Origin of the sequence: Polynucleobacter sp. TSB-Sco08W16 (assembly GCF_018687455.1) — a bacterium.
Classification (GTDB): Bacteria; Pseudomonadota; Gammaproteobacteria; order Burkholderiales; family Burkholderiaceae; genus Polynucleobacter.
Window position 1 is genome coordinate 35,616 of the sequence record NZ_CP061291.1, and the last position, 12,745, is coordinate 48,360.

The window sequence follows — 12,745 nt, forward strand, 5'->3', positions numbered from 1 at the left end:
TGTCAGAAGTAGAAGTAAAACCTATAACGGTTACTAGCAATGGTGCTCGTTATAGGATCAAGTGAATAAGTGCACATGATGGATGCCTTGGCGATTACAGGCGACGAAAGACGTTATAACCTGCGATAAGCCCCGGGGAGCTGGTAAATAAGCTTTGATCCGGGGATTTCTGAATGGGGAAACCCACCACTTTTGTGGTATCCATACCTGAATACATAGGGTATGAGAAGCGAACCTTGTGAACTGAAACATCTAAGTAGCAAGAGGAAAAGACATCAACCGAGATTCCCAGAGTAGTGGCGAGCGAAATGGGAAGAGCCTTCTAGTGATATCTCAGTAATTAACAGAATGGAATGGAAAGTCCAACAATAAAGGGTGATAGTCCCGTATGTGAAAATTATTGAGTGGTACTAGGCTAGAGACAAGTAGGGCGGGACACGAGAAATCCTGTCTGAATATGGGGGGACCATCCTCCAAGGCTAAATACTCGTAATCGACCGATAGTGAACAAGTACCGTGAGGGAAAGGCGAAAAGAACCCCGGGAGGGGAGTGAAATAGATCCTGAAATTGTGTGCATACAAACAGTAGGAGCCTCGTAAGGGGTGACTGCGTACCTTTTGTATAATGGGTCAGCGACTTACATTCAGTAGCAAGCTTAACCGAATAGGGAAGGCGTAGCGAAAGCGAGTCCGAATAGGGCGCTAGTTGCTGGGTGTAGACCCGAAACCAGTTGATCTATCCATGGCCAGGTTGAAGGTGCGGTAACACGTACTGGAGGACCGAACCCACTAACGTTGAAAAGTTAGGGGATGAGCTGTGGATAGGGGTGAAAGGCTAAACAAAACTGGAAATAGCTGGTTCTCTCCGAAAACTATTTAGGTAGTGCCTCGTGTATCACTGTAGGGGGTAGAGCACTGTCATGGTAGTGGGGTCCATTGCGGATTACTGCGCCATAGCAAACTCCGAATACCTACAAGTGCAAGCACGGGAGACAGACATCGGGTGCTAACGTCCGGTGTCAAGAGGGAAACAACCCAGACCGCCAGCTAAGGTCCCTAATATATGCTAAGTGGGAAACGAAGTGGGAAGGCTAAAACAGTCAGGAGGTTGGCTTAGAAGCAGCCATCCTTTAAAGAAAGCGTAATAGCTCACTGATCGAGTCGTCCTGCGCGGAAGATGTAACGGGGCTAAGCATATAACCGAAGCTGCGGATCACAGCAATGTGATGGTAGGAGAGCGTTCTGTAAGCCTGTGAAGGTGTCTTGTAAAGGATGCTGGAGGTATCAGAAGTGCGAATGCTGACATGAGTAGCGATAAAGGGGGTGAAAAGCCCCCTCGCCGTAAGCCCAAGGTTTCCTGTTCAACGTTCATCGGAACAGGGTGAGTCGGCCCCTAAGGCGAGGCAGAGATGCGTAGCTGATGGGAACAAGGTTAATATTCCTTGACCATTGTTAGATGCGATGGGGGGACGGATCGCGGAAAGTTGTCCGGGTGTTGGAAGTCCCGGTTCTTGCGTTGGAGATGGCTATTAGGTAAATCCGGTAGCGTAATTCAAGGGCGTGAGACGAGCGAATTTATTCGCGAAGCAATTGGAAGTGGTTCCAAGAAAAGCCTCTAAGCTTCAGTCTAACAAGACCGTACCGCAAACCGACACAGGTGGGCGAGATGAGTATTCTAAGGCGCTTGAGAGAACTCAGGAGAAGGAACTCGGCAAATTTGTACCGTAACTTCGGGATAAGGTACGCCCTGGTAGTTTGACCCTGTACAAGGGGAGGACGAAAGGGTTGCAATAAAAAGGTGGCTGCGACTGTTTAATAAAAACACAGCACTCTGCAAACACGAAAGTGGACGTATAGGGTGTGACGCCTGCCCGGTGCTGGAAGATTAAATGATGGGGTGCAAGCTCTTGATTGAAGTCCCAGTAAACGGCGGCCGTAACTATAACGGTCCTAAGGTAGCGAAATTCCTTGTCGGGTAAGTTCCGACCTGCACGAATGGCGTAACGATGGCCACACTGTCTCCTCCTGAGACTCAGCGAAGTTGAAATGTTTGTGATGATGCAATCTACCCGTGGCTAGACGGAAAGACCCCATGAACCTTTACTGTAGCTTTGCATTGGACTTTGAATCGGTCTGTGTAGGATAGGTGGGAGGCGTTGATAACAGGATGCTAGTTCTGTTGGAGCCAACCTTGAAATACCACCCTGATTTATTTGAGGTTCTAACCTTGGCCCGTTATCCGGGTCGGGAACAGTGCATGGTAGGCAGTTTGACTGGGGCGGTCTCCTCCCAAAGTGTAACGGAGGAGTACGAAGGTACGCTTGGTACGGTCGGACATCGTACCTAAAGTGCAATGGCAAAAGCGTGCTTAACTGCGAGACCGACAAGTCGAGCAGGTGCGAAAGCAGGTCATAGTGATCCGGTGGTTCTGTATGGAAGGGCCATCGCTCAACGGATAAAAGGTACTCTGGGGATAACAGGCTGATACCGCCCAAGAGTTCATATCGACGGCGGTGTTTGGCACCTCGATGTCGGCTCATCTCATCCTGGGGCTGTAGCCGGTCCCAAGGGTATGGCTGTTCGCCATTTAAAGAGGTACGTGAGCTGGGTTTAAAACGTCGTGAGACAGTTTGGTCCCTATCTGCCATGGGCGTTGGAGATTTGACGGGGGCTGCTCCTAGTACGAGAGGACCGGAGTGGACATTCCGCTGGTGTACCTGTTGTTTCGCCAGAAGCATCGCAGGGTAGCTATGAATGGAAGAGATAACCGCTGAAAGCATCTAAGCGGGAAACTTGCCTGAAGATGAGATCTCCCGTAGGTTTAACCTACATAAAGGGTCGTTGAAGACCACAACGTTGATAGGTCGGGTGTGGAAGTGCAGTAATGCATTAAGCTAACCGATACTAATTGCCCGTTAGGCTTGATCCTATAACCAGCACTATTGTGTTGGATGTTTGCCAGATTTAATCTGCATCCTTATTACATGCTTACTCAAATAGAGTTGTTGATAATTCAACAACTCGACCCTCTACGCCCGGTGACCATAGCAAGTTGGAACCACTCCTTCCCATCCCGAACAGGACAGTGAAACGACTTTACGCCGATGATAGTGCGGATTACCCGTGTGAAAGTAGGTAACTGCCGGGCACCAATGCGACGCCCAGACCCTTTTAGGTCTGGGCGTTTTTACTTGTGCAAAGCGTTTAGAGAGATTGACAGAAACTCCATTTGGAGTCAGAATATTGGGTTCGCGGAGGGGTGTCCGAGCGGCTAAAGGAGGCAGACTGTAAATCTGTTGGCTATGCCTACGTAGGTTCGAATCCTACCCCCTCCACCAGATGTGCGGGATTAGTTTAATGGTAAAACAGCAGATTTCCAATCTTCGGTCAAGAGTTCGATTCTCTTATCCCGCTCCAGAATTTGTTGCATTAGATTTCGCCCATGTGGCTCAGTGGTAGAGCACTCCCTTGGTAAGGGAGAGGTCGGCAGTTCGATCCTGCCCATGGGCACCATGTTTGATTTATTAATTGTGTATTTCGTGTTTGGTTTAAGAGTTAACTAAAGGCAGATTAAAAATGGCAAAAGAAAAGTTCGAGCGGACAAAACCGCACGTAAACGTAGGCACCATCGGTCACGTTGACCACGGTAAAACCACATTGACAGCAGCAATCGCAACTGTGCTCTCAAAAGCATTCGGTGGCGAAGCAAAAGCATACGATCAGATCGATGCTGCTCCAGAAGAAAAAGCACGTGGTATTACGATTAATACTGCACACGTTGAGTACGAGACTGCAAATCGTCACTACGCACACGTGGATTGCCCAGGACATGCTGACTACGTTAAGAACATGATTACTGGTGCTGCGCAGATGGACGGCGCAATTTTAGTTTGCTCTGCAGCTGACGGCCCAATGCCACAAACTCGTGAGCACATCCTCTTGGCACGCCAAGTGGGCGTTCCTTACATCGTTGTTTTCTTGAACAAGTGCGACATGGTTGATGACGCTGAATTGCTCGAGTTAGTTGAAATGGAAGTTCGTGAGCTTCTGTCTAAATATGACTTCCCAGGCGATGACACACCAATCGTTCAAGGTTCTGCTAAGTTAGCGCTTGAAGGCGACGAAGGCCCATTGGGTAAAGAAGCCATCATGAAATTGGCTGAAGCACTCGATACATACATCCCAACTCCAGAGCGTGCAATTGATGGCGCGTTCTTGATGCCAGTAGAAGACGTGTTCTCTATCTCCGGTCGCGGTACTGTTGTAACCGGTCGTATCGAGCGTGGCATCGTTAAAGTCGGCGAAGAGATCGAAATTATCGGTATTAAGCCAACCCTCAAGACAACTTGTACTGGCGTTGAAATGTTCCGCAAATTGCTCGACCAAGGTCAAGCAGGCGATAACGTTGGTATCTTATTGCGCGGTACAAAACGTGAAGAAGTTGAGCGCGGCCAAGTATTGGCTAAGCCAGGTTCAATCACCCCACATACTCACTTTACAGCCGAGGTTTATATCTTGGGTAAAGATGAAGGTGGTCGTCATACTCCATTCTTTAACAACTATCGTCCACAGTTCTACTTCCGTACAACGGACGTTACTGGTTCAATCGAGTTGCCAAAAGACAAAGAAATGGTGATGCCTGGTGATAACGTCACAATTACCGTAAAACTCATCGCTCCTATCGCGATGGAAGAAGGTTTACGTTTTGCGATCCGTGAAGGTGGCCGTACTGTTGGCGCCGGCGTGGTTGCAAAGATTTTGGCTTAAGTAGTAGTTTTTTATAAAGGGGTGTAGCTCAATTGGCAGAGCGTTGGTCTCCAAAACCAAAGGTTGGGGGTTCGATGCCCTCCGCCCCTGCCACGATTTGAACTGAAAGTTATATGTCTCAACACACTGCAAGTCACTCTGAAGAAAAGAGCAGCTGGGTCTCAGGACTCGCTGCTTTAATCGTCGTTGTTGCGTTAGTTCTTTACTACACGCTCATCGACCAATCTTTATTGGTGCGTTTAGCAGTTTTGTTTGGCGGCATTGCAGCAGCAGTGACGATTGTGGCGATTTCACCTGATGGGCGTCGTTTTATTGCCTATGCAAAAGACTCTTGGTATGAAGTAAAAAAGGTTGTTTGGCCAACTCGTAAAGAGACTACCCAAATGACTCTAGTCGTATTTGGCTTTGTTCTGATCATGTCCTTGTTTCTATGGATTGCAGACAAATTGATTGAATGGCTAGTTTTTTCAGTCTTTTTGGGCTGGAAGTGAGTAAAAAATGATTGATTCTGAAGTAGCTGCAAATCCACAAGCAACCGGTAATATGCGCTGGTACGTGATCCATGCCTATTCTGGTATGGAAAAAAGCGTTAAAAAAGGCCTCGAAGAGCGTATTGCACGTTCTGGTATGCCTGAGAAATTTGGCCGTATTTTGGTCCCTTCCGAAGAGGTTGTGGAGATCAAATCTGGTACTAAATCAGTAACTGAGCGTCGTTTCTTCCCAGGTTATGTCCTAATCGAGATGGAAATGACTGACGAAAGCTGGCATTTGGTCAAAAATACACCAAAAGTAACTGGTTTCGTAGGCGGTGTCCGTAATCGCCCAAGTCCGATTTCTACCGCAGAAGTTACCAAAATCATGGATCAAATGCAGGCTGGTGTAGATAAGCCGAAGCCTAAGACCCTGTTTGAGGTGGGTGAGATGGTTCGTGTTAAAGAAGGGCCATTTACAGACTTCAACGGAAATGTCGAAGAAGTGAACTACGAGAAGTCAAGATTGCGTGTTTCTGTTACAATTTTTGGCCGCGGTACCCCAGTTGAGCTGGAGTTCGGCCAAGTAGAAAAGATGTAAAAACAAGGACTTAGTCCTGTTTTGCAGTAGTTAGTAGTAAATAGTTTTAAGTGGTTAGCAATAACCGAGGAGCGGAGCTAGAAAGCCAAAAACTAGTGAAGCGTTTACTCAACAGCGGTCTTTCCTAATGAGGTAAGGCGCGCTTTAAGGAGCACACATGGCAAAGAAGATTATTGGCTTTATTAAGCTGCAGATCCCTGCAGGTAAAGCAAATCCATCACCACCCGTAGGTCCAGCATTGGGTCAACGCGGTCTTAACATTATGGAATTCTGTAAGGCGTTCAATGCTCAAACTCAGAGCATGGAACCTGGCCTGCCAATTCCAGTCGTGATTACAGCGTTTGCTGATAAGAGCTTCACATTCATTATGAAGACTCCTCCAGCAACCATCATGATTAAGAAAGCTGCGAAGATTGAAAAAGGATCACCACGTCCACATACGGACAAGGTAGGAAAAATTACTCGTGCCCAAGCGGAAGAAATCGCTAAAGCAAAAATGCCAGATTTGACAGCGGCCGATATGGATGCAGCTGTTAGAACAATCGCTGGTAGCGCCCGTTCCATGGGCATCACTGTGGAAGGTCTGTAATCATGACTAAGTTATCTAAACGCGTTAAGGCAATTCAATCTAAGGTTGATGCCAACAAGTTCTACCCATTAGAAGATGCATTGAACCTCGTTAAAGAGTGCGCAACTGCGAAATTTGATGAGTCTATTGATGTTGCTGTTCAATTGGGTATTGATGCAAAGAAATCTGACCAAGTTGTGCGTGGCGCAGTAGTGCTCCCAGCTGGCACAGGCAAGCATGTTCGTGTTGCTGTTTTTGCACAAGGCGAGAAGGCTGAACAAGCTAAAGCTGCTGGTGCAGAAATTGTAGGCATGGAAGAACTTGCTGAGCAAATTAAAGGCGGCAAAATTGATTTCGATATTTTGATCGCATCTCCAGACACAATGAAAATCGTTGGTACTTTAGGTCAAGTATTGGGCCCACGTGGTTTGATGCCAAATCCAAAAGTAGGAACAGTGACTCCTGATGTAGCTACTGCAGTTAAGAATGCAAAAGCAGGTCAAGTTCAGTTTCGTGTGGACAAAGCCGGTATCGTGCATGCAAGCATTGGCCGTCGTTCATTCGAGCCAGCTGCATTGAAATCAAACTTGCTCGCATTGCTTGAGGCTTTGAATAAAGCCAAGCCTCCTGCATCAAAAGGTATTTATTTAAAGAAGGTTGCCGTAAGCAGCACCATGGGTGCAGGCGTACGTATTGACCAAGCATCGTTACAGGCAGCGGCTTAATCAGCCTGTAACAAAAAAGAACTTTGGGTCGGCTCCTGCTCTTTGAGTGAGAGTCGAACATCAAAGACCGTTGGTGGATTGGTTGCTAGTACAGAGTTAATTCTTAATCGTTACGAAAGTAATAGCCAGCGCAGATGGCGACCCTGAAAAGATATTCACAAGATCTCTTGTGATGAAACGATCAGACGCTGGTGTGTAACCCCAACTGGAAACAGTTGGTTTTTATGGAGTTAAACCGTGCCTTTGAATGTACAAGACAAAAAAGCGATTGTTGCTGATGTCGGCGCTCAATTGGCTGGAGCCCAAACTGTCGTGCTCGCTGAATACCGTGGTATTCCAGTAGAGCAGTTGACAAAGCTACGTGCAAGCGCACGTGACCAAGGTGTATATCTTCGCGTTTTGAAGAACACATTGGCACGCCGTGCTGCCCAAGGCACACAGTTTGAGCCTCTTGCTGATTCGATGGTTGGCCCCTTGATTTACGGCATCTCTGCTGATCCGATTGCTTCGGCAAAAGTATTGCAGGCATTTGCTAAGACTCAAGATTTGCTAGTCATTAAAGCTGGCTTATATAACGGCAAGTTGTTAGACGTTGCAGGCGTTAAAGCCCTTGCAACAATTCCAAGCCGCGACGAGTTGTTATCTCAGTTGTTGGGTGTGATGTTGGCCCCAGTTTCTGCGATGGCTCGCGTATTGGGCGCAGTAGCAGCACAAAAGGCAGAGGGAGCACCCGCTCCTGTTGCAGCACCTGCAGTTGAAGCAGCAGCCCCAGCAGAAGTAGTTGCTGAAGCCGCCGCTCCAGAAGCAAGCGCTGAGCCTGCAGCCGCAGCCCCAGAAGCTGGAACAGAAGCAAAAGAAACCCCTGCCGCTGAATAAGCGACAGATTAACTATTTAAGTATTAGGAGCTAAAAATGGCGATTACTAAAGAAGAAATTATTGATGCAGTAGGTAGCATGTCCGTTATGGATTTGAACGACTTGGTTAAAGCGTTCGAAGAGAAGTTTGGTGTTTCCGCTGCAGCGATGGCTGTTGCTGGTCCTGCTGGTGCCGCTGGTGGCGCTGCTGCTGAAGAGCAAACAGAATTCACTGTTAACTTGCTCGAAGCTGGCGCAAACAAGGTTTCAGTAATTAAGGCAGTTCGCGAAATTACTGGTCTTGGCTTGAAAGAAGCTAAGGACTTGGTTGACGGTGCACCGAAGCCAATCAAAGAAGCTGTTGATAAGAAGACAGCTGAAGAAGCTAAGAAGAAGCTTGAAGAAGCCGGCGCTAAAGCAGAACTCAAGTAATACAAACTCAGCTAGCGCTTCTCAAAAAGAAGCGTTAGTCCTGTTGGGTTTGACCATTAGTGGTCAAACCCGATTTCATTTCTGATTGAAATCGGGTTTGCCTTCTGATACGACTGCAGAATGCAAGTTTGGTCGGACACTAGATCTATTGATTTAGTGTTGTCCGCCAGTGATTGGTAGTGGCCAATCGCCAAATCTTTGTACAGTCGCTGAATTCGGAGATGAAATGAACTACAGCTTCACCGAACGCAAGCGAGTCCGTAAAAGCTTTGCTAAGCGAGTAAACAACCACCAGGTTCCGTACCTGATCGCAACGCAGCTGGAATCCTACGCTAAATTTTTACAGGCTGAAAAGCCAGCAATGTCTCGTCTTACTGAGGGACTTCAAGCTGCCTTTACTTCAGCATTCCCAATTGTGTCTAACAACGGCTATGCACGTATGGAATACGTGTCTTACCAGTTGTCACAACCACCGTTTGACGTAAAAGAATGTCAACAACGTGGATACACATACCACTCAGCCTTACGCGCAAAAGTTCGCTTGATTATTTATGATCGCGAAGCGCCTACTAAGGTGAAAGAGGTAAAAGAGAGCGAAGTCTACATGGGTGAAATTCCGCTCATGACAGAAAACGGCTCTTTTGTGATCAACGGCACTGAGCGCGTGATCGTTTCTCAGTTGCACCGTTCCCCAGGCGTGTTCTTCGAACACGATAAGGGCAAGACACACAGCTCAGGTAAGTTGCTGTTCTCAGCACGCATCATTCCTTACCGTGGTTCATGGCTCGATTTCGAGTTTGATCCAAAAGATATCCTTTATTTCCGCGTTGACCGTCGTCGTAAGATGCCTGTCACCATTTTGCTCAAAGCAATTGGTCTAAACAACGAACAGATTCTTGCTAACTTCTTTAACTTTGACCATTTCTCATTGACTGCTAACGGCGGTTCAATGGAATTTGTGCCAGAGCGCCTCCGTGGTCAATTGGCTAGCTTTGATGTGCTTGATAAGAATGGCGTTGTAGTCATTCAAAAAGACAAGCGTATCAATGCAAAGCACATCCGCGAACTTGAAGCTGCTAAGACAAAAACTATCGCTGTACCAGATGACTATCTAATTGGTCGTGTGGTTGCGCGCAACATTGTTGATCCAGATTCTGGTGAAATCTTGGCATACGCTAATGATGAAATCACTGAAGAGTTGTTAGCTACATTGCGCGATGCTGGCATCAAGCAATTAGAAACCATCTACACGAATGATTTGGATTCTGGCGCCTACATTTCACAGACATTGCGTACTGATGAAACCGCCGATCAAATGGCTGCCCGTATTGCCATCTATCGCATGATGCGTCCTGGCGAGCCTCCAACAGAAGATGCTGTTGAAGCCTTGTTCCAGCGCTTGTTCTATAGCGAAGATACCTACGATTTATCTCGTGTTGGCCGTATGAAAGTCAATAGCCGTTTGAACCGTCCAGAAATGGAAGGGCCAATGGTTCTGTCGAATGAAGATATTCTTGACACGATTAAGTCCCTCGTAGATTTGCGTAACGGCAAAGGCGAAGTAGACGATATTGATCACTTAGGTAATCGTCGTGTGCGTTGCGTTGGTGAGTTGGCTGAAAACCAATTCCGTGCTGGTTTGTCACGTGTTGAGCGTGCGGTTAAAGAACGTCTCGGCCAGGCCGAAACAGAAAACCTCATGCCGCATGACTTGATTAACAGCAAGCCAATCTCTTCTGCGATTCGTGAGTTCTTCGGTTCCTCACAGTTGTCCCAGTTTATGGACCAAACCAACCCACTTTCAGAGATCACGCACAAGCGTCGTATTTCTGCATTGGGACCTGGTGGTTTGACCCGCGAGCGCGCAGGCTTCGAAGTGCGCGACGTGCATCCAACCCACTACGGACGTGTTTGCCCAATTGAAACTCCAGAAGGGCCAAACATTGGTTTGATCAACTCACTCGCGTTGTTTGCGCGTTTGAATGAGCACGGTTTCTTAGAAACTCCATACCGTAAGGTTTCCAATAGCAAGGTAAGCGATGAAGTGGTTTACCTCTCTGCGATTGAAGAAGCCAAGTATGTGATTGCTCAGGCAAATGCAACCATCGATAAGAGCGGCAAGTTGGCTGACGAATTGGTTTCTGCTCGTCAAGCTGGTGAGACCATGATGGTTAGCCCAGAGCGCATCGATTTCATCGACGTTGCTCCTAGTCAGATCGTATCTGCTGCTGCTTCACTCGTTCCATTCCTTGAGCACGATGATGCGAACCGTGCGTTGATGGGTGCGAACATGCAGCGTCAAGCGGTTCCTTGCTTGCGTCCAGATAAGCCATTAGTTGGTACCGGTTTAGAGCGCATTGTTGCGGTTGACTCAGGTACGGTTATTTTGGCTTCCCGCGGCGGTATCGTTGACTATGTTGACGCAAACCGTGTAGTTATTCGTGTAAACGATGACGAGACAGCAGCTGGTGAAGTTGGTGTGGATATTTATAACCTCATCAAGTACACCCGTTCAAACCAAAATACCAACATCAACCAACGTCCAATCGTTCAAGCTGGTGATCGTGTTGTCCGCGGCGATGTAGTTGCTGACGGCGCATCTACCGATTTGGGTGAATTGGCTTTGGGTCAAAACATGACTGTGGCATTTATGCCATGGAACGGCTACAACTTCGAAGATTCAATCTTGATCTCTGAGAAGGTTGTTGCTGACGACCGTTACACCTCTATTCATATTGAAGAGTTGTCAGTGGTTGCGCGTGATACCAAACTTGGTTCAGAAGAAATTACTCGCGATATCTCCAATTTGGCAGAGTCACAACTCTCCCGTTTGGATGAGAGCGGTATTGTGTACATCGGTGCTGAAGTTGAAGCTGGCGACGTATTGGTTGGCAAGGTAACTCCAAAGGGTGAGACTACTCTCACTCCAGAAGAGAAGCTCCTCCGTGCGATCTTCGGTGAAAAAGCATCTGACGTTAAAGATACTTCTTTGCGCGTTCCTTCAGGAATGATTGGTACCGTTATCGATGTTCAGGTCTTCACCCGTGAAGGCATTGAGCGCGATGCACGTGCACAGTCAATCATTCAAGAGGAATTGCAACGCTATCGTTTGGACTTAAACGACCAGTTGCGTATTGTTGAAGGCGATGCCTTCATGCGTTTAGAAAAACTGTTGATTGGCAAAGTTGCCAACGGCGGTCCTCAGAAATTGGCTAAAGGCACTAAGATCGACAAGGAATACCTTGCTGGCCTGGACAAATATCATTGGTTCGACGTTCGTCCTGCAGATGACGAGGTTGCTTCGCAAGTTGAGGCGATTAAATCTTCTATCGAAGCGAAACGTAAACAGTTTGACGAAGCTTTTGAAGAGAAGCGCACCAAGCTTACCCAGGGCGATGATTTGCAACCTGGTGTAACGAAAATGGTTAAGGTGTACTTGGCTGTTAAGCGTCGCTTACAGCCTGGTGACAAGATGGCCGGTCGTCACGGTAATAAGGGTGTGGTTTCTAAAATCGCTCCAGCGGAAGACATGCCATTTATGGCTGACGGACGCCCTGTAGACATTGTCTTGAACCCATTGGGCGTTCCTTCCCGTATGAACGTTGGCCAGATTTTGGAAACCCACTTAGGTTGGGCAGCTCAAGGTATTGGTAAGCGTATCGATGAGATGGTTCGTGAGCATGCTAAACAAACTGAATTACGTAAGTTCTTCAAGCAGCTCTATAACGAAACAGGTCGTGTTGAAGACATCGACAACTTCACTGATGAGCAGATTAATGTTTTGGCTGAGAATCTCCGCCAAGGCTTGCCATTTGCAACCCCAGTGTTTGACGGTGCTACAGAAGCAGAAATCGGCCGCATGCTCGAGTTGGCGTATCCAGAAGATGTTGCTAAATCTTTGAAGATGACTCCTTCACGTCAGCAAATGATTTTGTGTGACGGCCGTACTGGCGATCAATTCGAGCGTCCAGTCACTGTTGGCGTAATGCACGTCTTGAAACTCCACCATTTGGTCGACGACAAGATGCACGCACGTTCAACCGGACCTTACTCTTTAGTAACGCAACAGCCATTGGGCGGTAAAGCTCAGTTCGGTGGTCAGCGCTTTGGTGAGATGGAAGTCTGGGCCCTCGAAGCATACGGTGCTTCATATGTCTTGCAGGAAATGCTGACAGTGAAGTCCGATGACGTCGCAGGCCGTACCAAGGTTTATGAAAACATCGTCAAGGGCGAGCACACGATTGATGCTGGCATGCCCGAATCCTTCAACGTGCTGGTAAAAGAAATCCGTTCGTTGGGTATTGACATTGACATGGAGCGCAACTGA

At 47.5% G+C, this 12,745-nt stretch carries 7 protein-coding genes, 4 tRNA genes, 2 rRNA genes and 1 pseudogene; all 14 read left to right on the forward strand.

Features of this window, described 5'->3' with window-relative positions; translation table 11 throughout:
• The first annotated feature begins 55 nt into the window (after positions 1–55).
• The 14 genes and pseudogenes from FD961_RS00205 to rpoB all read left to right on the forward strand — a co-directional run bounded on the left by FD961_RS00205 (position 56) and on the right by rpoB (position 12,745).
• Positions 56–2,929: ribosomal RNA gene (locus tag FD961_RS00205) — 23S ribosomal RNA — on the forward strand.
• A 105-nt stretch (positions 2,930–3,034) separates the two neighbouring features.
• A 5S ribosomal RNA gene (rrf, locus tag FD961_RS00210) occupies positions 3,035–3,148 on the forward strand.
• 105 nt (positions 3,149–3,253) lie between these two features.
• Positions 3,254–3,338 (forward strand) — tRNA-Tyr (locus tag FD961_RS00215).
• Between the two features lie 5 nt (positions 3,339–3,343).
• A tRNA-Gly gene (locus FD961_RS00220) sits at positions 3,344–3,417 on the forward strand.
• Positions 3,418–3,438: 21 nt separating this feature from the next.
• A tRNA-Thr gene (locus tag FD961_RS00225) sits at positions 3,439–3,513 on the forward strand.
• Between the two features lie 63 nt (positions 3,514–3,576).
• Positions 3,577–4,767, forward strand: coding sequence for an elongation factor Tu (gene tuf, locus FD961_RS00230; RefSeq protein WP_071464438.1), 1,191 nt, complete (start codon positions 3,577–3,579; stop codon positions 4,765–4,767).
• Positions 4,768–4,784: 17 nt separating this feature from the next.
• Positions 4,785–4,860: transfer RNA gene (locus tag FD961_RS00235), tRNA-Trp, on the forward strand.
• A 20-nt stretch (positions 4,861–4,880) separates the two neighbouring features.
• On the forward strand, positions 4,881–5,258 hold the full coding sequence (secE, locus tag FD961_RS00240) for a preprotein translocase subunit SecE (RefSeq protein ID WP_215393643.1): 378 nt from the start codon (positions 4,881–4,883) through the stop codon (positions 5,256–5,258).
• 7 nt (positions 5,259–5,265) lie between these two features.
• The gene (gene nusG / locus FD961_RS00245; RefSeq protein WP_087908791.1) at positions 5,266–5,838 is read left to right on the forward strand and encodes a transcription termination/antitermination protein NusG; all 573 of its coding nucleotides are present in this window, start codon (positions 5,266–5,268) and stop codon (positions 5,836–5,838) included.
• A gap of 157 nt (positions 5,839–5,995) precedes the next feature.
• Entirely contained in the window at positions 5,996–6,427 is a 432-nt protein-coding gene (gene rplK / locus FD961_RS00250) for a 50S ribosomal protein L11 (RefSeq protein WP_011901890.1), read from the forward strand.
• Between the two features lie 2 nt (positions 6,428–6,429).
• A complete protein-coding gene (gene rplA / locus FD961_RS00255) occupies positions 6,430–7,131 on the forward strand; it encodes a 50S ribosomal protein L1 (RefSeq protein WP_215393644.1) in 702 nt (233 codons plus the stop codon).
• A 237-nt stretch (positions 7,132–7,368) separates the two neighbouring features.
• Positions 7,369–7,884, forward strand: a pseudogene (gene rplJ, locus FD961_RS00260) (50S ribosomal protein L10); the annotation flags it as partial.
• 159 nt (positions 7,885–8,043) lie between these two features.
• Positions 8,044–8,418, forward strand: a complete 375-nt coding sequence (rplL, locus tag FD961_RS00265; protein WP_011901893.1) for a 50S ribosomal protein L7/L12 — start codon at positions 8,044–8,046, stop codon at positions 8,416–8,418.
• Positions 8,419–8,644: 226 nt separating this feature from the next.
• Positions 8,645–12,745, forward strand: coding sequence for a DNA-directed RNA polymerase subunit beta (gene rpoB / locus FD961_RS00270; protein WP_215393646.1), 4,101 nt, complete (start codon positions 8,645–8,647; stop codon positions 12,743–12,745).